The sequence below is a fragment of the Sinomonas susongensis genome (genome assembly GCF_005877005.1).
GTDB lineage: Bacteria > Actinomycetota > Actinomycetes > Actinomycetales > Micrococcaceae > Sinomonas > Sinomonas susongensis.
This window is the reverse complement of sequence record NZ_SSNH01000003.1, coordinates 161,733-185,525: the sequence shown is the minus strand read 5'-3', so window position 1 is coordinate 185,525 and position 23,793 is coordinate 161,733. Positions and strand designations below refer to the sequence as shown.

Annotated in this window: 23 protein-coding genes and 1 riboswitch; of the genes, 11 read left to right on the top strand and 12 right to left on the bottom strand. The window is 69.2% G+C overall.

Annotated features, from left to right (window positions below; genetic code table 11):
• Positions 1-3: 3 nt before the first annotated feature.
• The 11 genes from trpS to glyA form a co-directional block, all read right to left on the bottom strand.
• Positions 4-1,062: a tryptophan--tRNA ligase gene (trpS, locus tag E6A21_RS06070; RefSeq protein WP_138443247.1), complete on the bottom strand. Its 1,059-nt coding sequence runs from the start codon at positions 1,060-1,062 to the stop codon at positions 4-6.
• A complete protein-coding gene (locus tag E6A21_RS06065; protein WP_246036229.1) occupies positions 1,059-1,928 on the bottom strand; it encodes an exodeoxyribonuclease III in 870 nt (289 codons plus the stop codon). The genes trpS and E6A21_RS06065 overlap by 4 nt, the downstream gene beginning before the upstream one ends.
• A 9-nt stretch (positions 1,929-1,937) precedes the next feature.
• A complete protein-coding gene (locus E6A21_RS06060; protein ID WP_138443246.1) occupies positions 1,938-2,450 on the bottom strand; it encodes a hypothetical protein in 513 nt (170 codons plus the stop codon).
• Positions 2,451-2,501: 51 nt separating this feature from the next.
• A complete protein-coding gene (locus E6A21_RS06055) occupies positions 2,502-3,332 on the bottom strand; it encodes an ABC transporter permease (protein WP_138443245.1) in 831 nt (276 codons plus the stop codon).
• A complete protein-coding gene (locus E6A21_RS06050; protein WP_246036228.1) occupies positions 3,329-4,126 on the bottom strand; it encodes an ABC transporter permease in 798 nt (265 codons plus the stop codon). The genes E6A21_RS06055 and E6A21_RS06050 overlap by 4 nt, the downstream gene beginning before the upstream one ends.
• Before the next feature lie 31 nt (positions 4,127-4,157).
• Positions 4,158-5,105 (bottom strand): ABC transporter ATP-binding protein, encoded by a 948-nt coding sequence (locus E6A21_RS06045; RefSeq protein WP_138443341.1) that lies wholly within the window; start codon positions 5,103-5,105, stop codon positions 4,158-4,160.
• A 104-nt stretch (positions 5,106-5,209) separates the two neighbouring features.
• A complete protein-coding gene (locus E6A21_RS06040) occupies positions 5,210-5,554 on the bottom strand; it encodes an SHOCT domain-containing protein (RefSeq protein ID WP_138443244.1) in 345 nt (114 codons plus the stop codon).
• A 182-nt stretch (positions 5,555-5,736) separates the two neighbouring features.
• Positions 5,737-6,405, bottom strand: coding sequence for a response regulator (locus tag E6A21_RS06035; protein WP_138443243.1), 669 nt, complete (start codon positions 6,403-6,405; stop codon positions 5,737-5,739).
• Positions 6,402-7,673 (bottom strand): sensor histidine kinase, encoded by a 1,272-nt coding sequence (locus E6A21_RS06030; protein ID WP_138443242.1) that lies wholly within the window; start codon positions 7,671-7,673, stop codon positions 6,402-6,404. The genes E6A21_RS06035 and E6A21_RS06030 overlap by 4 nt, the downstream gene beginning before the upstream one ends.
• 196 nt (positions 7,674-7,869) lie before the next feature.
• Positions 7,870-8,775 carry a bifunctional methylenetetrahydrofolate dehydrogenase/methenyltetrahydrofolate cyclohydrolase gene (locus E6A21_RS06025; protein ID WP_138443340.1) on the bottom strand — a complete coding sequence of 302 codons (906 nt, stop codon included), beginning with the start codon at positions 8,773-8,775 and terminating at the stop codon, positions 7,870-7,872.
• An 8-nt stretch (positions 8,776-8,783) separates the two neighbouring features.
• Positions 8,784-10,076, bottom strand: coding sequence for a serine hydroxymethyltransferase (glyA, locus tag E6A21_RS06020; protein ID WP_138443241.1), 1,293 nt, complete (start codon positions 10,074-10,076; stop codon positions 8,784-8,786).
• A gap of 102 nt (positions 10,077-10,178) precedes the next feature.
• Positions 10,179-10,301: riboswitch (ZMP/ZTP riboswitch) on the bottom strand.
• A 134-nt stretch (positions 10,302-10,435) separates the two neighbouring features.
• On the opposite strand from glyA, the gene E6A21_RS06015 reads away from it, so the two are divergent.
• The 7 genes from E6A21_RS06015 (at position 10,436) to E6A21_RS05985 (ending at position 17,641) form a co-directional block, all read left to right on the top strand.
• The gene (locus E6A21_RS06015) at positions 10,436-11,530 is read left to right on the top strand and encodes an NAD(P)-binding domain-containing protein (protein WP_246036242.1); all 1,095 of its coding nucleotides are present in this window, start codon (positions 10,436-10,438) and stop codon (positions 11,528-11,530) included.
• 10 nt (positions 11,531-11,540) lie between these two features.
• Positions 11,541-12,389, top strand: a complete 849-nt coding sequence (gene purU, locus E6A21_RS06010) for a formyltetrahydrofolate deformylase (protein WP_171041274.1) — start codon at positions 11,541-11,543, stop codon at positions 12,387-12,389.
• Positions 12,390-12,423: 34 nt separating this feature from the next.
• Positions 12,424-12,945, top strand: a complete 522-nt coding sequence (locus E6A21_RS06005) for a gamma carbonic anhydrase family protein (RefSeq protein ID WP_138443239.1) — start codon at positions 12,424-12,426, stop codon at positions 12,943-12,945.
• A gap of 49 nt (positions 12,946-12,994) precedes the next feature.
• A complete protein-coding gene (locus E6A21_RS06000; RefSeq protein ID WP_138443238.1) occupies positions 12,995-13,582 on the top strand; it encodes a hypothetical protein in 588 nt (195 codons plus the stop codon).
• A gap of 57 nt (positions 13,583-13,639) precedes the next feature.
• The gene (locus E6A21_RS05995) at positions 13,640-14,719 is read left to right on the top strand and encodes a Gfo/Idh/MocA family protein (RefSeq protein WP_138443237.1); all 1,080 of its coding nucleotides are present in this window, start codon (positions 13,640-13,642) and stop codon (positions 14,717-14,719) included.
• 113 nt (positions 14,720-14,832) lie between these two features.
• On the top strand, positions 14,833-15,849 hold the full coding sequence (locus E6A21_RS05990; protein WP_138443236.1) for a hypothetical protein: 1,017 nt from the start codon (positions 14,833-14,835) through the stop codon (positions 15,847-15,849).
• Between the two features lie 85 nt (positions 15,850-15,934).
• Complete coding sequence (locus tag E6A21_RS05985; RefSeq protein WP_138443235.1) at positions 15,935-17,641, top strand: hypothetical protein; 1,707 nt, start codon at positions 15,935-15,937, stop codon at positions 17,639-17,641.
• A gap of 398 nt (positions 17,642-18,039) precedes the next feature.
• Here the strand turns inward: E6A21_RS05985 and E6A21_RS05980 are convergent, their stop codons facing one another.
• Positions 18,040-20,262, bottom strand: a complete 2,223-nt coding sequence (locus E6A21_RS05980; RefSeq protein ID WP_138443234.1) for an NADP-dependent isocitrate dehydrogenase — start codon at positions 20,260-20,262, stop codon at positions 18,040-18,042.
• A 272-nt stretch (positions 20,263-20,534) separates the two neighbouring features.
• On the opposite strand from E6A21_RS05980, the gene E6A21_RS05975 reads away from it, so the two are divergent.
• The 4 genes from E6A21_RS05975 to E6A21_RS05960 all read left to right on the top strand — a co-directional run bounded on the left by E6A21_RS05975 (position 20,535) and on the right by E6A21_RS05960 (position 23,622).
• Entirely contained in the window at positions 20,535-20,801 is a 267-nt protein-coding gene (locus E6A21_RS05975) for a hypothetical protein (RefSeq protein ID WP_138443233.1), read from the top strand.
• 188 nt (positions 20,802-20,989) lie between these two features.
• Positions 20,990-21,769 (top strand): AfsR/SARP family transcriptional regulator, encoded by a 780-nt coding sequence (locus tag E6A21_RS05970; RefSeq protein ID WP_171041284.1) that lies wholly within the window; start codon positions 20,990-20,992, stop codon positions 21,767-21,769.
• Between the two features lie 139 nt (positions 21,770-21,908).
• Positions 21,909-22,097, top strand: a complete 189-nt coding sequence (locus tag E6A21_RS05965) for a hypothetical protein (RefSeq protein WP_138443231.1) — start codon at positions 21,909-21,911, stop codon at positions 22,095-22,097.
• A gap of 151 nt (positions 22,098-22,248) precedes the next feature.
• On the top strand, positions 22,249-23,622 hold the full coding sequence (locus tag E6A21_RS05960) for a hypothetical protein (protein WP_138443230.1): 1,374 nt from the start codon (positions 22,249-22,251) through the stop codon (positions 23,620-23,622).
• The last annotated feature ends 171 nt before the right edge of the window (positions 23,623-23,793 follow it).

Sequence of the window (23,793 nt, the reverse complement as noted above, 5' to 3'; positions counted from 1 at the left end):
GCCTCAGACGGAGGCAGCAGCCGGGGCCATGGCAGGCAGGAAGCCCACCTTCCGATAGACGTCCGAGAGCGTCTCCGCTGCGATCTCCCGGGCCTTGGCCGCGCCGACAGCGAGGAGCCGGTCAAGCTCGGCCGGGTCGCGGAGGAGCTCTTCTGTACGCGCCTTGATGGGCGCGACCGCGTCGACCACGATCTGCGCGACGTCGGCCTTGAGGTGGCCGTACATCTTGCCCTCGTACGAGGCCACCAGCTCGTCGATGCTGCGGCCCGTGATCGTCGAGCTGATGGTCAGCAGATTCGAGACGCCGGGCTTCGTCTCCCGATCGAAGCGGACCACCGTCTCCGTGTCCGTCACGGCCGATTTGATCCGCTTCGCCGTGACCTTCGGATCATCGAGGATGTTGATGAGGCCGTTGGGCGATTCCGCCGACTTCGACATCTTGGCCGTCGGGTTCTGCAGGTCGTAGATCTTCGCGGCGACGGGCGGAATGAGCGCCTCCGGCACCACGAAGGTGTCCCCGAACCGGGCGTTGAAGCGGTGCGCGAGCGTGCGGGCAAGCTCGAGGTGCTGCCGCTGGTCCTCCCCGACCGGGACGCCGTAGGGCTTGTAGAGCAGGATGTCCGCTGCCATGAGCATCGGGTACGTGAAGAGGCCTGCACTCGCGGCGTCATGGCCTTGGCGGGCCGCCTTGTCCTTGAACTGCGTCATCCGCGACGCCTCGCCGAAGCCCGTGAGGCAGTTCAGCACCCACGCAAGCTGTGCATGCTCGGGCACGTGCGACTGGACGAAGAGCGTCGACTTCTCGGGGTCGATTCCCGCCGCGATGAACTGGGCCGCCGTCAGGCGCGTGCGCTCCCGCAGTTCCGAGGGTTCCTGGGGAACGGTGATCGCGTGCAGGTCGGGGATGAAGTAGAAGCAGTCGTACTCGTCCTGCTGCTTCACCATGTTCACGAGCGCCCCGACGTAGTTGCCGAGGTGCAGCGAGTCACCCGAAGGCTGCATGCCCGAGACGAGGCGCTGGCGCCCGGGAGGAGTCATGGCCGGAGTGGAGTCAGTCGTCATGGTCGGTGGTCTTCCGGGGTCTGGAGCTTGTAGTCGATGACGAGCGGGGCGTGGTCCGAGAAGCGCGTGTCCCAGGCCGTCGCCCGGTCGACGACGGCGTTCCTCGCCGAGGCCGCAAGGCCAGGAGTGGCCATCTGGTAGTCGATCCGCCACCCGGCGTCATTGTCGAAGGCGCGGCCGCGCTGCGACCACCACGTGTAGGGGCCGTCGATTTGGCCCGACAGCTCGCGATGCACGTCCTTCCAGCCGATCTCGCCGCCGAAGAAGCGGTCGAAGTACGCCCGCTCCTCCGGGAGGAAGCCTGCGCGCTTCTGGTTCGTCTTCCAATTGCGGATGTCCAATGGCGTGTGCCCGACGTTGAGATCACCCACGACGAGCGCGTAGTCGCTGAGCTCGGCGAGCTCTGGGAGCCGCTTGAGCATGACGTCGAGGAAGCGGTACTTGTCGACCTGCTTGGGGGTGTCGACCTCGCCCGAATGCACGTAGGCGCTCACCACGGTGAGCTGCTTCCCGCCGTCGACCGCGAAATCCGCCTCGACCCAGCGGCCCGCCGTCGCGAAGTAGTCGTCGCCGATGCCGACTCGCGTCGCCGTCGGCTGCTCCCGCGAGGCGATGGCGACGCCGGCCCGGCCCTTCGCGTCCGCCTCGGCGTGGAGGACGTGCCAACCCTCCAGGTACCCGTTGACGACGTCGTCGGGGGCCCGCACCTCCTGGAGGCAGAGGATGTCGACGTCGCGCGGCGCGAGCCACTCGGGCATTCCCTTGCGCCATGCCGCTCGCAGACCGTTGACGTTGACCGTTGCGACGCGCAGCGCGCCGTCCTTCGGCGCGTACGCAGGCGTAGTGATGGCAGCTTCGAGGGTCACCTTGACACTCTACCCTTCGTCGACGACCGTCCCCGTGACGGGCTCCCCACCGTCGGGACGCAGCATGTCGCGGGCGTTGGCCGCGGTGATCTGGATGGTCTCGAGGGCGCGGGCGACCTGCTCGGAATCCCTGCCGAGATTCTCGCGCACTACGCGTTCCTGCACTTGGATGATCTTGAACGAGTGGTCGAGCTTGAGGTCGCGAGCGTCGTCGACCGTACGCACCTCCCCCGCCGCCTGCGGCCCCGCCATCGACGGCGCGCGGCCGCCGAGACGGCGGGCCGCCTCCTCGAACTTGGCCTGAGCCCGGCGCCCCGCATTGCGGACGGAGACGAACACGAACACGGCAAACACGAGCCACGCGAGCGAGATGACCGCGACGATCCAGCCGATCACCTCGTTCCGGTTCGCGGCGAAGATGACCGCGACGAGGAACGCGAGGACGAGGACGGACAGCCCGAGGGTGCCGATGCGGATGCCCGATCGTGTGGAGGCAGGGTGCTGGGAGCCGAGAGACTGCATGGCGACCATTCTCCCAGACCCGTCACACGGAAGGTGACGGCTGAACCGAGGTCAGCGGAGGAAGAGCGCGCGGAGACGCCGCGTCGTGAACGCGAGGCCCACGAGGACCATGACGACGTAGTAGAGCAGGTGCAGGAGCGTCACGAGGCTGAAGGCCCCCGTGCTGATCTCGCGCATGAGTTCGACACCGTGCCAGAGCGGGAGCGCCTGGACGAGCCACTGGACCGGTTCCGGGTACACCGTGAGCGGATAGAAGGTCGCAGAGAAGAGGAACATGGGGAGCATCACGAACGTGATGATGTCCATCTGCTGGAACGTCTTCATGTAGCTCGTGATGGCCATGCCGAAGCTCGCGAAGCCGAAGGCGACCATGACCGATGCCGGGACCAGCAGGAGCGCCCACGGCGTCGTGATGAGGCCCATGACTGCCATGACCCCCGTGAACCCGAGTGCATAGAGGAACCCGCGGAACAGCGCCATGAAGATCTCGCCCACCGCGATGTCGAATGGACCGAGCGATGTGTAGAGCATGCTCTGGTAGAGCTTCCCGAAGTGCATCTTGAAGAAGATGTTCCACGTCGAGTCGTAGATCGCCCCGTTCATCGCGGAGACAGCCAGGAGGGCTGGGGCGATGTACGCCGCGTAGCTGATGGGCGCGCCGTTCGGACCCTGCACGGAGCCGACGAGCTGGCCGAGTCCGATGCCCATGGAGAGCAGGTAGAACACCGGCTCGAAGAAGCCCGACACGAGCACGATCCAGTTCTGGCTCTTGATGACCCGGAAGCCCCGCTCGATCACGGCTCGGGCGTTGCGGGAGTAGAGCGCGCTCAGCGGGCGGCGGTCGGCGGCGAGGATGTAGTCGTCGTCGTGCAGGATGCTCATGCGTCCATCCGCCTCGCGTAGTTGTGGCGCGCCCAGACCATCCCGAACGTGCCGAGAGCTGCGAGGTAGACGACGTGGACGGCGACGAGCCAGACGGGTTCCGTGGGCCCGATGGTCACGAGGCGACCGAGCTGGTTCCCGTGCCACAGGGGGGAGATCCAGCCGATCCACTGCATGGCCTGAGGCATCGTCCCGAGGGGATAGAAGGTGCCCGAGAAGAGGAAGAGCGGCATGACGATGAAGCGCTGGATCATGGAGAACTGGAAGTTCTCCTTGTCGATCCTCGCCGCGTAGGCCATGAGAGGCGTCCCGAACGCCATTCCCGCCAGGACGCCCACCGGGACGATGAGCCACGAGGTCGGGCTCAGCGTTGCGCCGAACCCGAGCATGATCAGGTAGAACACAGTGCACTGCACGAGCAGCCGGATGCCCACCGCCATGACGTGGCCGGCCGCGAGCTGCCCGGGCACGAGCGGCGTGACGTGGGGCCCGTAGTAGATGCGGCGCCACTTGAAGCCGTCCATGACGGGGAACATCATCTCGTTCGCGCATGTCATGACCGAGCTCGAGACGAGGAGCGCGGGCGCGGCGAAGGCAAGGTAGCCGACGCCGGCGAAGTGCGCGCTCGGGCTGCGGTCGACGATCGAGGCGAGGCCGACCCCCATCGAGAACAGATAGAGGAGCGGGTTGCCGATGCTCGTGACGATGATGGTCACAACGTAGGCGCGCATGCTGCGCAGCATGTGCTCCATGAAGTAGAGCGAGCCCCAGCGGCGCGCCTTGGCCGCAGACACCTCGGGAGCCTGCGCCCGGAGGAGCCGGCCCTCAGTCAACGAGGGACCGCCCGGTCAGCCGCAGGAAGACGTCCTCGAGCGAGGCTCGCCGCACGAGTGATGTGATCGGGTGGAAGCCCCTCCCGCGGATGGCCTCGAGCGACTCCTCGCCATTGTCGCTGTAGACGAGGACCCGGTCGGGGAGCACCTCGATCCGGTCCCCCGTTCCGTCCAGGCGCTCCGCCACAGCGACGTTCCGATCCGTGCCGAACCGAAGCTCGAGCACCTCTCGGCTCGAGTGCTTCCGGATGAGCTGGGCAGGCGAGCCCTCGGCCATGATCCGTCCCTTGTCCACGACGATGAGGCGATCGCACAGCTGCTCCGCCTCATCCATGTAGTGCGTCGTGAGGACCAGGGTCACACCCTGCTCCTTGAGCCGGAAGAGGCGGTCCCACAGGACGTGCCGAGCCTGCGGGTCGAGCCCGGTGGTCGGCTCATCGAGGAGGAGGATCTTGGGGTCGTTGATGAGCGACCGCGCGATGGTGAGGCGGCGCTTCATCCCGCCCGAGAGGGAGTCGACCCGGGCCTTCGCCTTGTCCTGGAGCTGCGCGAATTCGAGGAGCTCGTCGGCGCGCTGGCTGAGGTAGCTGCGCGACAGTCCGAAGTAGCGGCCGTAGATGATGAGGTTCTCCCGGACGCGGAGCTCTTCGTCGAGATTGTCCTGCTGCGGAACGACGCCGAGGTGCGCACGGACTTCGGGTCCCTGCTGCTCGGGGTCGAGGCCCATGATGTTCAGCTGGCCGGCGGTGCGCTGGCTGACGCCGCCGATCATCCGCATCGTCGTGGACTTCCCCGCGCCGTTCGGCCCCAGGAGGCCGAACGATTCCCCGGCCGGAATGGCGAAGCTGATTCCGTCGACCGCGTTGACGTCCCCGTACGTCTTCACCAGATCCTGAGCGCTGATTACTGGCGCCCCCTCGGGACGAACACTGGCCACCATTGCCCCCCCGGCAACGCCTCGCGCTTCATGCGACACTCACGGCACACTACTCGACAAGCAGGGTCATTCGGAAGGGATTTCGACCAGATTCTGCAACGCATCTTTCAGAAAGATCGCCCCTCCGACGGGCCCTGGTAGTAGTCGCCGCGGAGCACCTCCAGGCGCTGGCGGTATTCGGCCTCGTCGATCTCTCCGCGCGCGTACCTCTCCCGCAAAATGGATTCGGCGCTGCCGCCCTCGCCAAAGCTCCCCCCGAAGCCCCCACCGGGAGTTCCGGGGTAGTCGCCGCGGAACGAACCCCAGTGCCGCCGCCACCAGAAGCGCCTGGCGAACGTGAAGAAGAGCGCGATCAGCAGGATCCAGGACAGCGGGATGAGCAGGAACCACGGCCAGAGCCAGGGACCGTGTCCTACAGTGTCTGCGGCAACGAGTGCTGGGGTCATGATCATGATGACGGTGTCTCCTCGGTCTCAAGGGCTGCTCTGGGATCAGCCGCTCATTCCAGTCTTCCCAGCAGGGGCCGGCACCGCGTCCCCCGAGCGGAGTGACCTGACGGGACGTGATACTCCGCGGGGAGCACCGCCGCGTACTCGACGTGGGCCGCCCGCGGCGCCCCGCGGGAGGGAGGTCCTCAGCTGAGCCAGCCCGGCCTGACGAGCCCCGATTCGTAGGCCAGGACCACGAGCTGCGCGCGATCGCGCAGGCCAAGCTTCGTCATCGCCCGGGAGACGTGAGTCTTGGCGGTCAGCGGTGTGATGTAGAGCCGCGCACCGATCTCTGCGTTGTTCAGGCCCTGCCCCACGAGGGCCACGACCTCGCGCTCCCGCTCGGTGAGCTGCGCGACGTCGACGGGCGGTGCACTCGGGGTCGAAGGGCGCTCAGCGGCAAGCCGTTCGAGCAGCCGCCGAGTCACGGACGGCGAGAGCATGGCATCGCCGTCATGCACCGCCCGCACGGCACGGACCAGCTCGTCCGGGTCGGTGTCCTTGACGAGGAATCCGCTCGCACCGGCGCGGATCGCTCCCGTGACGTACTCGTCGAGTTCGAACGTCGTGAGGATGATGATGCGCACCCCCTCGGGCTGCGCCGCCAAGACGCGGCGGGTCGCCTCGAGCCCGTCGCCCCCTGGCATGCGGATGTCCATGAGCACAACGTCGGGCACGAGCCGCGCAGCCTGGGCCACCGCCTCCGCGCCAGTGCCGGCCTCGCCCACCACCTCCATGTCCGATTCGGCGTCAAGCAGCGCGCGGAAGCCCGCGCGGAGCAGCGCCTGATCGTCAGCGATGAGGATCCGAATCACTTTCGGCCCTCTGGTCCAATACCGTCCTCGGGGAGCGCCGCACGGATCAGGAGCCCACCCGCGTCGGTCAAGGTCAGCGTCCCGCCCGCGGCCTCCACCCGCTCCCGCATGCCGCGCAGGCCGGACCCAGGCTCCGCGCCGCGGAGGCCGGAACCGTCGTCGTGCACTTCGACGACGACGTTCCCTTCACTCCGCGCGATCCGCACGTCCGCATGCCGGGCTCCGGAATGGCGCACCGCGTTCGTGAGCGCCTCCTGCACCACGCGGTAGGCGACCCGCTGGACGGCGGGCGACGGCGGCCCGCCGAGTTCGGCGTCGAGGGTCACCTCGAGCCCCATCCCCCGTGCGTCCTCGACGAGGCCTGGCAGCCGCTCGAACGGCTCGCCCGGAGTCACCGGCACGTCCTGGCGGAGCACGCCGAGCAGTTCCCGCACTTCGCCGAGGGCCTCGTGGCTTGCCTGCTTGACGGCCTCGAGCGCGGGGCGGAGCTCCTCGGGCCGACGATCGGCCAGATGGAGTGCGATGCTCGCGCGGACGTTGATGAGCGAGAGGGAATGGGCCACGACGTCGTGGATGTCCCGGGCGAGGTCGAGCCTTTCCTGGTCGCGCGCCTCCCGACGCTGCGCCTCCCACTCCCGCCGACGGGCTGCGAAGCGCTCGCGGCGCACGCGCAGACCCTCGCCGACCAGGATGACGACGGCGGTCCAGGCCGCGACCGCTGCGGGCCTGAGCCAGTCCCCCGCTGGAAGGCCCCACCCCGCCGCCCCGATGATGACCGCGGCGCCGGAACCCCACGTCCACCAGCGCGCGCCGGCGGCGGTGGCGAACACGAACGCGAGGGCAGGCGAAACGAGGACGGGGCCCCACGGATACCCGAGGGCGAAGTAGGCGATCGCGAGCGCGGCCACGGCCGCCGCCACGGGACCCGGGCTTCGGCCCAGCGTCAGGAGGAGAGCGGGGCCCGCGACGAGCAGCACGACGCCGACGACGTCGAGCGGACGCGACCCGGGCTGGTGCACCGCCACGACGTGGGTGCCGACAAGCTGGATGAGGGCGAGCAGCACCGCGCCGGCGACGCGGGCCGACCAGAGCAGGCGACGCCGGCGCCCCGGCCCGCTTTGCCAAGGGGCGCCCTGCCAAGGGCCGCCGCGCCAGCCGCTCCACGGGGGTCCGGGCGGACTGTGCCAGCCAAGCGGGCCGTGCCAGCCCGGCGGGCCATGCCGGGTGGGCACGGCACTGTCCCGGTCGTCACCTTGGCTCGCCCGCATGCTGCCGAGCCTACGCGCCGGAGGAAGCCGCCGTCGTCGGCCGCTCGGCGCAGGCGGCCCTACTCCCCTGGTAGCAGTCGGGCCCGGTAGCAGTCGGGCCCGGTAGCAGTCGGGAGAGAAGAAAGCGCTCCGCCCCTGCGGTCCGGAGACCGCGGGGGCGGAAATGCTGCACTGGCAGATCAGGCTGCAGTGAAGGTCAGACGGCGGCGGCCTGCCGTTCGGCCGCCTCGATGACGTTCGTCATGAGCAGCGCGACGGTCATGGGCCCGACGCCCCCGGGGTTCGGCGAAAGGTAGCCGGCCACGGCCGCGACGCCCGGATCGACGTCGCCGAACACCTTCGGCCTGCCGCCGTCCGGGTCCGCCTCTCGGGTCACTCCGACATCGAGCACGGCGGCCCCCGGCTTGACATCCTCCGGCTTGACGATGTGCTTGACGCCTGCCGCTGCGACGATGACGTCCGCCCGGCGCAGGTGCTCCGAGAGATCCTCGGTCCCGGTGTGCGTGAGGGTCACGGTCGCGTTGATCGCGCGTCTGGTCAGCAGGAGCGGGATCGACCGCCCGATGGTCACTCCACGCCCCACCACGACGACATGCTTGCCCTTGAGGTCGTAGTCGTGGCGGAGGAGGAGCTCGATCACGCCGCGCGGCGTGCACGGCAGGGGCGTGCTGATGGGCCGGTTCACGTTCAGCACGAGCCGTCCGAGGTTCGTCGGGTGGAGCCCGTCCGCGTCCTTGGCTGGGTCGATCCGCTCGAGGATCGCGTCCGTGTCGAGGTGCTTCGGCAGCGGGAGCTGAACGATGTACCCATGGCACGCGGGGTCGGCGTTGAGCTCGTCGATCAGCGCCTCCACCTGCTCCTGCGTCGCGTCCGCAGGCAGCTCCTTCTGGATCGAGTTCATCCCGATCGCAACGGACTGCTTGTGCTTCATGCCCACGTAGAGCTGGGAGGCCGCGTCCGCGCCCACGAGCACGGTCGCGATACCCGGAGTGATGCCCTTGGCCTTGAGGGCCGCGACCCGCTCGGCGAGTTCGGCCTTGATGGCGGCCGAAGCTGCCTTCCCGTCAAGGACGACTGCGCTGCCCGAGGTGCGGGACGCCATCGACGCGCTCACCACTCCTCGTGGCCGGGGTACAGCGGGAAGTCGGCAGCGAGCCGGTCCACGCGGGCGTGCAGGGACTCGAGGTCGGCACCGCCCTTGAGGGCCGAGGCGATGATGTCCGCGACCTCCGTGAACTCGTTGGCCCCGAAGCCGCGGGTCGCGAGCGCGGGGGTCCCGATGCGGAGACCCGAGGTGACCATCGGCGGCCGCGGGTCGAACGGGACCGCGTTGCGGTTGACCGTGATGCCGACCGCATGGAGCAGATCCTCGGCCTGCTGGCCGTCGAGCTCGGAGTTGCGGAGGTCGACGAGCACGAGGTGGACGTCGGTGCCGCCGGTGAGGACGGAGACGCCGGCATCCGCGACGTCCTTCTGGTTGAGGCGTTCGGCGATGATGCGGGCGCCCTCGATCACGCGCTCCTGGCGCTCCTTGAACTCTTCCGAGCCAGCGATCTTGAAGGCGACGGCCTTCGCGGCGATGACGTGCATGAGCGGGCCGCCCTGCTGCCCCGGGAAGACGTTCGAGTTGAGCTTCTTCCCGAACTCCTGCTTCGCGAGGATCACACCTGAACGCGGGCCCGCGAGGGTCTTGTGCACCGTCGACGTGACGACGTGCGAGTGCGGCACCGGGCTCGGGTGCAGGCCGGCGGCGACAAGTCCGGCGAAGTGCGCCATGTCGGTCCACAGGTAGGCACCGACCTCGTCGGCGATCGAGCGGAACGCTGCGAAGTCGAGGTGCCGCGGGTACGCGGACCAGCCCGCGATGATGACCTGCGGCCGCTCGGCGAGGGCCTGCTCGCGGAGCTTGTCCATGTCGACCCGGAACGTATCCTGTTCCACCTGGTACGCGGCGACCTGGTAGAGCTTCCCGGAGAAGTTGAGCTTCATTCCGTGGGTGAGGTGGCCGCCGTGCGCGAGCGAGAGCCCGAGGATCTTGTCGCCCGGGTTGATGAGCGCAGAGAGCGCCGCGGCGTTGGCCTGGGCGCCGGAGTGCGGCTGGACGTTGGCGAACTCGGCGTCGAAGAGCGCCTTGACGCGGTCGATCGCGAGGTTCTCAGCGACGTCGACGTACTCGCAGCCGCCGTAGTAGCGGCGCCCCGGGTAGCCTTCGGCGTACTTGTTGGTCAGGACCGAGCCCTGCGCCTCCATGACGGCGCGGGGCGCGAAGTTCTCGGACGCGATCATCTCGAGCGTGCCGCGCTGGCGCCCGAGTTCCTGGTCGAGGACGGCGGCGATCTCAGGATCGACGTCGGCGAGGGGAAGGTTGCTGACGGAGGACACGGTGGGATTCGCGGTGGTCACGGGATCTCCTGGGATTTGGGCTCGGCGTGCTATTGGTCAGGCTACCGGCCGTTTCGCCGGTGCCGGAACTGCATGGCGGGGCGTGACGGCACGGAGTGCTCGACCCCTGGCCCAGGCGTACGACCCACGGTGTCCCGTTCGCGCCTCCCGGATGGCGGAAGCCTCCGGTGCGGCGCTCGTCGCTCCCCGGTGGTGATCCACCCAACGCCAGTCGCGACGACGCCAGTCTACCGCGCTGCCCCCAGGCCGGCATGCCGGAGCAGCGGGCGTGAGGCGGGAACACAGCGGTTCACGCTGGGGTTATGCCACTGATTGACACGTCAATGGAGCTGGCTGATGGAGGAGGGTGCGTGGCAGCGCTGAAGAGCGTGGTGATCGGGGCCGGGCAGGCTGGCTTGAGCGCCGCCTATTGGCTCCAGCGCCGAGGTCTGCGTCCCTGGGGCGACTACGTCGCCCTTGACTCGAACGACGGACCCGGAGGCGCCTGGCGTCATCGGTGGGCATCCCTCACGTTCGACGCCGCCCACGGTCTCCACCCCCTCCCGGGCCTCCCGCTCGAGGCCCCCGACCCCGCCGAGCCAAGCTCCGCCGTCGTGAGCCGCTACTACGGGGAATACGAGAGGACCTTCGGGCTGCCGGTCGAGCGGCCCGTGAGGATCACCTCGGTCACGAGGCCCACGGACGACGACGGGCTCCTCGTGAGCGCGGCCGACGGGCGGTCATGGCTCGCCAGCACGGTCATCAGCGCCACCGGCACGTGGGACCGTCCCCACTGGCCTCGCTACCCCGGCCAGGAGCTCTTCCGGGGGCGCCAGCTGCACACGCATGACTTCGTCTCCGCCGAGGAGTTCCGTGGCCAACGCGTGCTGGTGGTCGGCGGCGGGACGTCCGCCCTGCAGTTCCTCCTCCAGCTCGACGCGGCCGGGGCGACCACGTTCTGGTCCACGCGGCGCACCCCCGACTTCCGGACTGCGCCCTTCGACGCCAACTGGGGCGCCGACGTCGAACGCCGGGTCGGCGAACGCACGCGCGCCGGGCTCCCCCCACTCAGCGTCGTCGCCGCGACGGGCCTGCCGCTCACCGGGCAGTACAGGGACGGCATCGAGCGCGGCGTGCTTGCCTCGCTGGGCCCCCTCTCGAGGCTCACGCGGGAGGGCGCGGTGCTGGCGGGCGGGCGGGGGCTCGAACTCGATGCGATCCTGTGGGCCACCGGGTTCCGGGCCTCCCTGGGGCACCTCGCTCCGCTTGGGCTGCGCGAGCACGGCGGCGGAGTCCTCATGTCCGACGACGGCGTGAGCGTCGTGCGGGAACCGCGCCTCTTCCTCGTGGGCTATGGCGCGTCTGCATCGACCGTCGGCGCGACCCGCGCCGGCCGGGCCGCCGCGGTCGCTGCCCTCCACCGGCTGGACGCACTCCCGCGTCCCGAAAACCGCGAAGGTGCCCGCAGCGCCTAACCTATACAGCGTGGTACCGAACTCCTTCATCGTCACGCTCTCCTGCCCGGACCGGCCCGGGATCGTGCACGCCGTCTCCGGCGCCCTGCTCGAAGCAGGCTGCAACATCTCCGAATCCCGCCAGTACGAGAGCCGAGAGACCGGCACGTTCTTCATGCGGGTGACCGTCGCAACGACCGCGCCGCGCGAGGAGCTCGAGCTTTCACTCGCGCCCGTGGCCGAAGCCTTCGGAATGAAGCTCGGCATCTCCGCCGACGGCGATCGGATGCGGACCCTCATCATGTGCTCGAAGGACGGCCGCACGCTCAACGACCTCCTGTTCCAGCAGCGCTCCGGCGCTCTGCCCATCGAAGTGCCCGTCATCGTGTCCAACCACACCGAGCTGGCCCCGATGGCCCAGTTCTACGGGATTCCGTTCGTGCACCTTCCCGTCACGTCCGAGACCAAGGCCGAAGCCGAAGACAAGCTGCTCGCCCTCGTCGAGGAGCACCGCATCGAGCTCGTGGTGCTCGCGCGCTACATGCAGATCCTCTCCGACGATCTGTGCCGTGCCCTCGAAGGCAGGGCGATCAACATCCACCACTCGTTCCTCCCCTCGTTCAAGGGGGCGAAGCCCTACCACCAAGCGCATGCACGCGGCGTCAAGATCATCGGCGCCACAGCCCACTACGTGACCGCCGACCTCGACGAAGGGCCCATCATCGAGCAGGAGGTCATCCGGGTGGACCACTCGAAGACCCCCGAGCAGTTCGTGCAGCTCGGGCGCGACGTCGAGGGCCGCACGCTCTGCCGTGCCGTCCAGTGGCACGCCGAGCATCGGGTGCTGCTCGACGGGACGCGCACCGTCGTCTTCGGCTGAGCTGACTTTGGGCATGCGCCGATAGTCTGGGCGCATGCCTGTCATCGACTTCGGGGGCTCGAGCCCCAACATCCACCCAAGCGTGTTCGTCGCGCCGACGGCGAGCATCATCGGCGATGCCCACCTGTCCGAGGACTCGAGCGCCTTCTACGGCGTGTCGGTGCGTGCCGACACCGCGACCATACGGGTCGGAAGCGGGAGCAACCTCCAGGACAACGTCGTCCTGCACGCCGACGCCGGCTTCCCCTGCACCCTGGGCTCCGGGGTCTCAGTCGGCCACAACGCCGTCGTCCACGGGTGCACGGTGGAGGACGACGTGCTCGTCGGCATGAGCGCGACGATCATGAACGGCGCGGTCATCGGCACAGGCTCGCTCGTCGCCGCCGGCGCCGTGGTCCTCGAGGGGACGGTGGTCCCACCTCGGTCGCTCGTGGCCGGGGTTCCCGCGAAGGTGCGCCGCGAGCTGACCGACGAGGAAGTAGCAGGGGTGCGCCAGAACGCGGCGCACTACCAGGAGCTTGCGCGAGCGCACCGAGAGGCCAACGCGGCCCGCTGACCTGGGCCCACGCCTGCCCGCGAGCGGGCTGGGCTGGCACCATGGGGCCATGGGCTTCTTCCCGCCGGCACCGGATGCCGCTCCCGAACGTCCACTGCAGCCCCGACCGCCAGAGTGGCTGGCTCCGCCGTCGCTCGAGATGCCGGCCGTGGTTCCGCTCGGCGCCATCCTCGCCCAGACCGGCCGCGTGACCCTCGCGGTCGAATCCGCGAGGGTCTTCCACAATGGGGCGACGTTCGAAATCCGCTGCGTGCGCCGGCGCACCAACGAGTCAAGCAGCGAATGGGAAGCGGGCGCCCACGACCGGGCGTGGACGGGGCGCCCCGGGTCCGGCGGCCCGAGATTCGGAATCCTGTACCCGGACGGCAGCAAAACCCTCGCCGACACGCAGCCGGCAGAGCCCTTCCCGCCGCCGCGCGCTCCGCAGGCGGTCCTCCGCCGAGTGCACAGCAGCGGTTCTGGGGGCGACCGGGAGCGGACAGCCCAGCTGGCCCTCTGGCTCTGGCCCCTCCCCGATCCGGGCCCGCACCGCCTCTTCACCGAGTGGCAGGCCGCAGGGATTCCAGAGTCGTCGTTGGAGTTCGACGGCGCCCTCCTCCGCGCCGGAGCCCGAGGCGCACGCCCGTACTGGACGTGAGCACCGCCGTCGTCCGCGCCCCATGCGAGGCCCCGCCACCGTGCAAGGATGGGACGCATGACGCGCCATATCGAACGTACGTGGCTCTCGCTCCAGGACAGCACCGACCCGCTTGCCCCCACCGGTCGATCCCTGAACTGGGGCGTCGTCGCGACGGGAGGGATCGCGCGCACCGTCGTCCGCGACCTCGCGATGCTACCGGACGCGACCCTGCTCGCGGTCAGCTCGCGCTTCGCAAGCAATGCCGAGGAATTCGCCTCCGAATTCGGCTTCCGGCGGCACTACGCAGACAACGGCGGGATCCCCGGCTACGTCGCGCTCGCACGGGACCCCGACATCGACGTCGTCTACGTTGCGACACCGCACGCCCAGCATTACGAGGTCGCGAAGGCGGTCATCGCGGCGGGCAAGAACGTCCTCGTCGAAAAGGCGTTCACGATCAACGCGCACGAGGCCCAGGAGCTCGTGGACCTGGCCCGCGAGCGAGGCGTGTTCCTCATGGAGGCCGTGTGGTCGCGGTTCCTCCCCTCGATCCAGCGGGCCTTCGAGATCGCCGGGTCAGGCGAGCTCGGGGACGTCCGATGGGTCTCGGCGGACCTCGGCTTCCCTGCACCGAGGGACCCGGCCCACCGCATCTGGGCTGTCGCAGCCGGCGGTGGGGCCCTCCTCGACCTCACGGTGTACCCGCTGCTGTGGCCGCTCGGGACCCTCGGGTTCCCCGACTCGCTCACGGCGCTCGGCGCGCTCAACGCCGACGGGGTGGACGAGCAGAACGTGCTCGCCCTCGGCTACACGGGAGGGCAGCTCGCCACGCTCACGTCCTCGCTCCGCGCGCACGGGCCCAGGGTCGCCACGGTGGCCGGCACGGAGGGCGTCCTGACGACCGTCGGCGGCATCAACAATCCGACCGAGCTCACCGTGCGGCGCGGGTGGGACCCGCCGCGCTCGGAGAAGTTCGACGTCGTCGGCCGGGGCTACGTCTACGAGTTGCGCGAGGTGACGCGCTGCGTGCAGCAGGGGGACCCCGAGAGCCCTACTATGCCGTGGGCGCACACCCTGAACACGATGCGCCTGTTCGACGGCGTGCGCCAGCAGCTGGGGATCCGCTACCCCAACGACGAGCGCGTGGCCCGCTGAGCTGCATCCCGCAGATTTGTGCAGCTGGGTCTTCCCCCAGTCAAGCCTGTCACATAACATGACTACCACTGCGAGCGTTTCAACCGAGTCCTTCACGCTGGGGAGGAGGGGACATGCGGTTGGCACCGAAGGCGCGAATTCGCGTCCTCCGCCTCGCGCGCCACGCGGCTGTTGCTGCGGGGCTCGGTGTGGGGTGGCTGCTTCTGGGGGGATCTTCTGCGTCCGCTTCGTCGGACCCAGCCCCGCCGATTCCCGTGTCCTCGCACGTCATCTCCTCGCACGTCACTGCGCCGCCCGTTGCGGGTTCCCCAACACAGACCGTCTCCGTAGCCGTCAAAGAGGTCGCGGCGGCTCTCCCGCCGGCTGCCCAAGCTGGCCCCGCTGTGCCGGCGCTCCAGGGCGCTCTCGCCTCGGCGATCGGCAGCCCGACGACGGCGGTCGGCTCTGCCGTGGCGGCCGCACCCGCTGCTGTGGCCCCCGTTCTGCAGGGCCCGCTCGAGCCTCTCACCCCCGTTGTCTCGGACGCCGCCTCGGGGCTTGGCGGGACCGTCACGAAGGTGGGCGGCGCCCTCTCTGACACTGCGGCGGCACCGGTCCCCGTGACGCTTCCCGTCCCCGTCTCGCCTCCTGCGCTCTTGGGGGGCCCCGAACCGACCGCGGGCTCCGACGTCCAGGCGGCCGACGTTCCCACAGCTGCGTCCGACGCGGCTCCCGAGCAGGCCGCTGCAACCCAAGCAGCCGCGGGTCAGACGGCCAAGACCGAGGTATCGGCTCCTCAGGATCGCGCCTTCGGGGTGTCGACTGGCCTCAGCGAAGACTCCACGGCAGCGGGAACACTCGACTGGTCGACGCTCTGGTCGGCGAGCGGCCTCGTCGGGCAGAGCGTCAATGGCGGTATGCGGGCACCTCTTGGCGAACCTCCCGTGCCGCAGCCGGACACGCCTTTCACCCCACCCGCCGGTTCGGGTACCGGCGGTGCGAGCGGGCCGACGTCGCCCGCTGCCGGAACCGCGACGCTTGCCGCGGGATTCCTGCTGGCCCCACTCTTCCTCGTTGTGGGCAGAGCGCGTCGCTCTCGCAGCTTCCTGCCCGCCTCCCCCGCCTTCGATCCAGGCTCCACTCCCGACTGAACGGGACGGGTCTGCCCGCTGCACGGCAGACACAACCGTCCCCGCGCGCCGTCGCGCGCACCATTTCAGATTTCAGGAGTGAACTGTGAACAAGCTTGCCCGCCGAGTGATCCTCGGCGCCGTTGTTGCCGGAGGCCTCATGGGCCTCGGCGAGGCGGCCGCGCTGGCAGACAGCACGACCGTCACAACCAACCCCCTTGTGAATGCATCGGTCCCCGTGGCCGTCCAGATCGGCGGCGTGGCCGCCCCGACCGCCGGCTCAGCCACCCCGGCCACGGGGGCGCTGCCGGCAGCCTCCGCGCCCGCCGCGTCGGCGCCCGCCGTGTCAGTGCCCGCCGTGTCAGTGCCCGCCGTGTCATTGCCCAATCTGACGGATTCCGACGAGCCGGCTTCTACGACGCCGACGACGCTGCCGAGCACCTCGGCGCTCAACGTCACCGTCCCCGCCATCGGGGTGCCCAACCCCACCGGCATCGATGACCCCGCGCTTGTGACGACACCAGCCGTCACCGTCCCGATCGGGACAGTGGGGGGCACCGCGGACAACACGGCCGCTGATGGTGCGGGAGCGGCGGTGCCGACCACGCCGGCGCTCAACTCCCCGGCGCTCAACGTGTCCGCAGCGCCCTCCGTGACGATCGGCGCCCCGGCCGCCGTCAACAGCCCGAGTGCCGACACGGGCTCGACCACCGGCAGCACGGCGACCGCCGCGACCTCTCCCGCCGCCGTCGCGACGGCACCCGTCGCGGCCAGCCTCGTGGGCACAGACGGCCAGGCGACGACCGCGAGCACTGCGCCGACGGTGACGATCGGCGCTCCGGCCGTTGTGACGTCCGGCGCCTCGACCGTCCCGACCACGCCGTCCGCGCCTGAGGCTGCCCTCGGGGTTCCGTCCGGCGTCCTCTCAGGCCTCGGCACCTCCTCGGGGAGCGGAATCTCGCCGGTGACCGGCTTGGGGCTCGGCACGCTGCCCGTCGGACTCGGCGGAGTCAGCGGGCTTGGCGGAGTTGGCACGGGGGTCAGCCCTCTGGCCAGCAACCCGCTTGCGCTCACCGTCGCCGTGAACGCGCCAGTTCCTGCCTCGGGTGTGGTTTCGGCTGGCCTTCCGGCCCTCGGAACCGCTGATGGCGGCAACGCGACGCTCCTGCTCAACGCGGCCCAGCCTGGTGCCCCGACGGGTACCGGCACGGGCAACGGGGCAGGCACCGGAACCGGCACCGGCTCGACCGATCTCGGCTCTGGTTCAGCGGATCTCGGCGCTGGTTCAGCCGATCTGGGCACCGCGAACGGTTCCTCGGCCGCAGGCCCGGCCGATCTCGGCACCGCTAGTGGCCCGCTTGCCGCAGGCTCGGCCGATCTCGGAACCGGCAGCAGCACCACGGGCACCGGCACCGCGCCTGCTCTCAACGGCAACGTTGCAGTCGCAGCAGGTGCCGGAAACGGCCCGGCGACGGGCGCTGGCAGCGGGTCGCTGACGGGATCTGCCAGCACGGCGGGCACGGGCGCCTCGACTGGTGCCAACGCCTCCGCTGGCACGGGCACTGGGACCGGCACCTCGGCTGCAGCAGGGACTGGCTCCAACGCCTCGGCTGGAACAGGGACGGGCACGGGCTCACCGTGCCTCGGCCTGAGCTCGTTCATCAGCGGTGCTGGCACCACGCCGACTGATCTCTCGCTCCTGCTCGCGGTTGCGATGCTCCTCCTCGGAATCGGGGTCGGCCTCGCGATGGGCGGCCTGCGCGTCGCGGGTGGCACTGCCGCTCGGCGGATGCCCAGGGCAGCCCTCTCCTAAGGGCATCCCCGAGGTGCGGTTCCGGACGGACAGCTCGGCCAGAGCTGGCCGCCGGGCCCGCACCTCGGGGTGCACACCGAAGGAGTTTCACCACTCTCGGGAGGCCTCAGCCGACGACACACCCGCAAATTGCGGGACACGCCGTCGACCGGGTTCTGAAGCTGGTTGAACTCCGAACGACTGCCGTCGTCAGTCCGTCGCTGGGGGACGGGCTGGCGACGGCGCCCCACCTTTCGTCCCCAAGGGACCGCTACCGCGTCTCTCAGCAGACTGGCCCCGCCAGACAGACCGCGCCGAGCAGACCGCGCCGAGCAGACCGCGCCGAACAGACCGCGCCGAACAGACGACGGCGCCCCGCACCGGGAGCGGTGCGGGGCGCCGGAAAGGCCCGCTGGGGCTCAGTCGCGGAGCGAGTCGATGACGCCGTTGAGCGTCCGCGAAGGACGCATCACGGCGTACGTCTTCTCCTCGTCCGGGCGGTAGTAGCCACCGATCTCGACGGGATGCCCCTGGACCCCCAGGAGCTCGGCCAGGATGGCGTCCTCCTGCTCGACGAGCGCGCGGGCGACGGGACCGAACGCGGCCGCCAGGGCGGCGTCGTCGGTCTGCTCCGTGAGCTCCTTGGCCCAATACTGAGCGAGATAATAGTGGCTGCCACGGTTGTCGATCGTGCCGAGCTTCCGGCCCGGGGACTTGTTCTCCAGCAGGAAGGTTCCGGTCGCACGGTCGAGCGTCTCGGCCAGAACCTGCGCCTGGGAATTCCCCGTCGAAGTGGCGAGGTGCTCGAAGCTCACCGCGAGCGCGAGGAACTCGCCCAGGCTGTCCCAGCGGAGGTAGTTCTCCTCGAGGAGCTGCTGGACGTGCTTCGGGGCCGAGCCACCGGCTCCGGTTTCGAAGAGTCCGCCGCCGTTGATGAGCGGGACGATCGAGAGCATCTTGGCACTCGTTCCGAGCTCGAGGATCGGGAACAGGTCGGTGAGGTAGTCGCGGAGGACGTTGCCGGTCACGGAGATGGTGTCCTCACCGCGGCGAATGCGCTCGAGCGAGAACGCGGTCGCGTCCTTCGGCGCCATGATCTCGATCTGGAGGCCGTCCGTGTCGTGCTCCTTGAGGTACTCACGGACCTTCGTGATGAGGTTCCGGTCGTGGGCGCGCGTCTCGTCGAGCCAGAAGACCGCCGGCGTCTTCGATGCGCGGGCACGAGTCACCGCAAGCTTGACCCAGTCGCGGATCGGGACGTCCTTGGTCTGGCACGCCCGCCAGATGTCGCCCGGCTCGACGGCGTGCTCGATGAGGACGTTCCCTGCACTGTCGACGATCTGGACACGGCCCGCGGCCGGGATCTCGAACGTCTTGTCGTGGCTGCCGTACTCCTCGGCGGCCTGCGCCATGAGGCCGACGTTCGGGACGGTGCCCATCGTCGTCGGATCGTAGGCACCGTTCGCGCGGCAGTCGTCGATGACGACCTGGTAGACGCCCGCGTAGGACGAATCCGGGAGGACGGCGAGGGTGTCGTGTTCCCGGCCGTCCGGGCCCCACATGTGGCCGCCCAAGCGGATCATGGCCGGCATGGACGCGTCCACGATGACGTCCGAGGGGACATGGAGGTTCGAGATGCCCTTGTCCGAGTTCACCATCGCGAGGGCCGGGCCCTCTTCGAAGCCCTTCTCGACGAGCCCCTTGACGCCCGCCCGGACGTCCTCGGGGAGCTCGTCCAGGCCGTTGAGGATCGAAGCGAGGCCGTTGTTCGGGCTGAGGCCGGCGGCGGCGAGCTGCTTGCCGTAGGTCTCGAACAGTTCGCTGAAGTACGCCTTGACGACGTGGCCGAAGATGATCGGGTCGGAAACCTTCATCATGGTGGCCTTGAGGTGAGCCGAGAAGAGGACGCCGAGCTCCTTGGCCCGGGCGACCTGCGCGGCGAGGAACTCGTCGAGCGCAGCAGCGCTCATGAACGTGCCGTCGACCACCTCTCCGGCGAGGACCTTGAGGCCCTTCTTGAGGTCCTTGACCGTGCCATCCTCGAGCACAAGCTGGATCGTGAGGGTATCGTCCTGCGGCATCACGACGGACTGCTCGTTGTGGCGGAAGTCGGCCTCTTCCATGGTCGCGACGTTCGTCTTCGAGTTCGGCGACCACGCGCCCATGGAGTGCGGGTTCTTCCGGGCGTAGTTCTTCACCGAGAGCGGCGCCCGGCGGTCCGAGTTGCCCTCGCGGAGCACGGGGTTCACAGCAGAGCCCTTGATCCGGTCGTAGCGCGAACGGATGTCCGTCTCCTCGTCCGACGACGGGTTGTCGGGGTAGTCCGGGACCGCGTAGCCCTGCGACTGCAGCTCAGCGATCGCCGCCTTGAGCTGCGGCACGGAGGCACTGATGTTCGGAAGCTTGATGATGTTCGCCTCGGGCTTCTTCGCGAGCTCGCCGAGCTCTGCGAGGGCGTCCGACGTGCGCTGCTCCTCAGCGAGGTAGTCGCCGAAGGCGGCGATGATGCGGCCGGACAGAGAGATGTCCCGAATCTGCACATCGACGCCCGCCGTCGAGGCGAAGGCCTGGATGATCGGAAGGAACGAGTGCGTCGCCAGCATCGGCGCCTCGTCCGTGTGGGTATAGATGATCGTGGCCATGGGTGGCGCCTCCCTGAAGGTCGGCAGACCGCGACGCCGGCTCGCTTCAGCGTTCGCCGCAGTGTGCATCCGTGCTGCTATGTCAACATCCTTAACTTACCGGAGCCCAAGGACGGGCGGGGATCGTGAAGCGTCCGGAGCGCCGGAAACCGCCCGTCATCACGTCATCGGGCGGCTTCCGGGGAATTGGGCCGAAAGCCCCTAGACTGCAGGAAGAGGCTCCGGCCTTGCATTACGCGCGCCGGGGGGCGCACGGCACAGATGAGGAGAAGATGGCACAGCATTCTGCGTCCGCCAACGGGACGGACGAGCACGACTCGGAGCTCGAGGAGCTCGGGACCCTCGTCCTCCGCGTGTGGAAGGAGTCAGGGGCTGAGGGCGACCTCCGCATCCGCATCCTTGCGTCCGACGGCGCATGGGAGCCTTCCGTGATGAAGGTGACCGGAAACCCGGAGGAAGCTGTCAAGAGCGTGAGCGATTGGCTTGGCGCCCGGTCCGTCGTGGACCACAGGGAAACGGGTTCCGACCAGTCGATGTGACGCCCTCCCGCACGCTGCCGGTAGTCGGCTCGGAGTTCCCCGAAAGTTCCGGTCAACCCCACTAAATCCATTGACTGGATTATCTCTCCCTCGTCATGCTGGTGTTCGTTTCAGCAGGCGTTCACCGCGGGGGACCGTCCTTTGAACACAGGCGACCTCCCGCGAGTATCGGCTATCGAGGGGGCGCGATGGAGTGGGAATTACGCCTCTTGGGGTGCTGGCAGCTCTTGGGCAACGGCCTCCCAGTCGCCGTCGGAATCAGACAGGAGCGGCTGATCACGGCACTCGCCCTCATGGGCCAGCGGCCGCGATCGTATCTAGCAGGCCTGCTGTGGCCCGAGAGCGGCGAGCAGCAGGCCGCGGGCAGCCTGCGCTCCACGGTCTTCAAAGTCCGGCATCAACTGCCCGGGCTTCTGTCCGACAGCCTCGAGCCGATTGGCCTTGGGCCGACTGTCACCGTGGACGTGAGGCGCTTCCGCGAGCGTGCGGAACTCGTCCGCGCCGGGGCCGCCCCGGAACCAGACTTCGAAGAGCTGCTCTTCGGCGCGGAACTGCTTCCAGGATGGTACGACGACTGGGTCATCTTCGAGCAGGAACGCCTGCGGGCCCTCCGCGTCGCAACCCTCGAGGCGACAGCCCGCCAGCACCTCGCCCGCGACGAGGCCGACGCGGCCGTTGTCGCCGCCCGGCAGGCCGCCGCCATCGAGCCGCTTCGCGAGTCCGCCCAAGCATTGGTCATCCGTGCGCAGGTCCAGGCAGGCGACACGGCCGGGGCCTACCGGACCCTCGAAGAATTCCGATCCCGGCTCCGTGACGAGCTCGGCCTCGAGCCCTCGGACCGGCTCAAGGCGGCGCTGACCGGCGGCTCCTTCGACGTTCTCGGGCTCCCCGCTCCCCTGCCGGCCCGGCAGCCGAGCATGCTGAATGCCCACCGGCAACTGGTCGAGGAAGCCCGGGCATCCGGCTGAGGAGCCCCGATGTCCCACGTTTGCCCACGTGGTGCCGATAACGCGGCGATAACGCCGGAATAACGCGACTTCGCTTGACTCTCGTCAGCGGTCAATTCCGATCGCTTCCTCAGAAGGCATTACCAAGGAGTTGAGTTTCATGACCAAGCTCACCGCCGCAGAACTCGCCGCCGAAACCGTCGAGCTGCTCCCCGACCGGGACACGCTTTGGACGTTCAATGTCGCCTCTGTCAACGCATACAACTCCTCGGTCGCGTTGAACCTCTTCACGATCCACTCCGAGGCGAACAGCGGCGCCTGGCAGTACGTCAGCGTTTCGCAGCACTAACCGGCATCACACCACAGGGCCGTGGGCGCGGCCGGCCCCAGCACGACCGCGCCCGGCTCGGAGGCCAGCTGGCTTCACGCTGAGAGCACTGGTTTCTCGCTGAAAGCACCGCGCTGCGCCAACACCCCGGAGCGACCGAAGAGGATCCGAGATGACGATGACGGCAGACCTCGCCTCCCCCGCTCAACGCTGGCAGCGCGCGCAGGGCGTCGAACTGCTCGGACTCGTGAACGGATCCGGCCTCGACCACAGCACGTATCTCGTCCGTCGGGCAGACGGGCAGGTCGTACAGCTCACGGAGCTGCTCCACCACATTGTCGCTGAGGCCGCGAAGCCGCTCGTCTCGGAGGAACTCGCTCAGAGGGTGAGCGAGAGCTTCGGGCGCGAGCTCGATGTGGATGGCCTCACGCTGCTCGCCGAGGGAAAGCTCGAACCCCTCGGGCTGCTCGAGCGGCCAGGGACAGCCCTGGCGGCCCCACCGCCGTCGTCCGCTCCCCTCCTCGCGCTCTCTGGCAAGACCACGATCCTGTCGCGCAGGGTCGTCAACCGGGTCGCGCGGATCGTGAGCCCGCTCTACGCCGGGCCCGTTGTCGTCCTCGCGTGCCTCGCCCTCGTCGCGCTCGACATCCGCCTGTTCTTCAGCAGCAACGCCATGGCCGCACTCTCGGCGGTCCTCCTGACCCCGAGCATGCTCCTCTCGCTGTTCGTGCTGCTCGTGGTCGGGGCTCTCGTCCACGAGATGGGCCATGCGGCAGCCTGCCGGTACGGCGGCGCTACCCCGGGCGTCATCGGCGCCGGCCTCTACCTCGTGTTCCCGGCGTTCTTCACGGACGTCACCGACGCCTACCGTCTCGGCCGGTCGGGCCGCATCCGGACCGATCTCGGGGGGCTGTACTTCAACGTCTGGTGGGTCCTGTGCGCAGGCGCCGGCTACTTCGTGACAGGCAGCCCGCTCCTGCTCCTCGTTGTCATCCTCACCCAGCTCCAGATGGCCCAGCAGCTCCCGCCGACCATCCGGCTCGACGGGTACTTCGTCCTCGCCGATCTCGCGGGCGTCCCCGACCTGTTCGCCCGCGTCGGCCCCGTGCTCCGGAGCCTCATCCCGGGACGGCCCGTCGACCCGCGCGTCCGGGAGCTGCGCCCGGTCGCGAGGTGGATCGTCACGGCTTGGGTGCTCATCGTCGTGCCGTTCCTGGCTGTCGTGCTCGTCTGGCTTGTGATCGGTCTGCCGGTGATCCTCATGGAGGCGGCAGGTGCCGTCGCCACGCATGCGAGCAACCTCGCACTGTTCCTGACCCTCGGCGAACCCGTCGAGGCAGTCATGTCACTGCTCTCGATGGTTCTGCTGGGCCTGCCCGCCCTAGGTTCGGTCCTGATCCTCGGGCGCATGGCGCGGACGCTGGGACGCCCCCTCAGCCGCTGGCTGTTGGGGGTCCTGGCCAAGCGGACGGCACCGCCCGTCATCCATACCGTCCCGCGTCACGCCGCAGTGCCCCGCCGCATCGGGTTGGGCTACCACTTCTGAATCCACTGGGTGCGCGACTCAGGTTCAGCCTGCCGCCCCTCGACGTGCCCGGCGTCGGTTCCCCGCCCGGCGCCGGGTGCCCTGCTTCACCTTCCAATGCCCCATTTCGAGCCAATGCCCCATTTCGAGCCGAATGCCCCATTTCGAGCCGAATGCCCCATCTCAAGCAAG

Bases quoted from the DNA above. Each gene is read 5' to 3' on its own strand.
- E6A21_RS05995 (WP_138443237.1), top strand. From the start codon at position 13,640: ATGACGCGCCATATCGAACGTACGTGGCTCTCGCTCCAGGACAGCACC.
- E6A21_RS05960 (WP_138443230.1), top strand. From the start codon at position 22,249: ATGACGATGACGGCAGACCTCGCCTCCCCCGCTCAACGCTGGCAGCGC.
- E6A21_RS06000 (WP_138443238.1), top strand. From the start codon at position 12,995: ATGGGCTTCTTCCCGCCGGCACCGGATGCCGCTCCCGAACGTCCACTG.
- E6A21_RS06060 (WP_138443246.1), bottom strand. From the start codon at position 2,450: ATGCAGTCTCTCGGCTCCCAGCACCCTGCCTCCACACGATCGGGCATC.
- E6A21_RS06005 (WP_138443239.1), top strand. From the start codon at position 12,424: ATGCCTGTCATCGACTTCGGGGGCTCGAGCCCCAACATCCACCCAAGC.
- E6A21_RS06045 (WP_138443341.1), bottom strand. From the start codon at position 5,105: ATGGTGGCCAGTGTTCGTCCCGAGGGGGCGCCAGTAATCAGCGCTCAG.
- E6A21_RS05990 (WP_138443236.1), top strand. From the start codon at position 14,833: ATGCGGTTGGCACCGAAGGCGCGAATTCGCGTCCTCCGCCTCGCGCGC.
- E6A21_RS06025 (WP_138443340.1), bottom strand. From the start codon at position 8,775: ATGGCGTCCCGCACCTCGGGCAGCGCAGTCGTCCTTGACGGGAAGGCA.
- E6A21_RS05970 (WP_171041284.1), top strand. From the start codon at position 20,990: ATGGAGTGGGAATTACGCCTCTTGGGGTGCTGGCAGCTCTTGGGCAAC.
- E6A21_RS06055 (WP_138443245.1), bottom strand. From the start codon at position 3,332: ATGAGCATCCTGCACGACGACGACTACATCCTCGCCGCCGACCGCCGC.
- E6A21_RS06030 (WP_138443242.1), bottom strand. From the start codon at position 7,673: ATGCGGGCGAGCCAAGGTGACGACCGGGACAGTGCCGTGCCCACCCGG.
- E6A21_RS05975 (WP_138443233.1), top strand. From the start codon at position 20,535: ATGGCACAGCATTCTGCGTCCGCCAACGGGACGGACGAGCACGACTCG.
- E6A21_RS05965 (WP_138443231.1), top strand. From the start codon at position 21,909: ATGACCAAGCTCACCGCCGCAGAACTCGCCGCCGAAACCGTCGAGCTG.
- E6A21_RS05980 (WP_138443234.1), bottom strand. From the start codon at position 20,262: ATGGCCACGATCATCTATACCCACACGGACGAGGCGCCGATGCTGGCG.
- trpS (WP_138443247.1), bottom strand. From the start codon at position 1,062: ATGACGACTGACTCCACTCCGGCCATGACTCCTCCCGGGCGCCAGCGC.
- E6A21_RS06040 (WP_138443244.1), bottom strand. From the start codon at position 5,554: ATGATCATGACCCCAGCACTCGTTGCCGCAGACACTGTAGGACACGGT.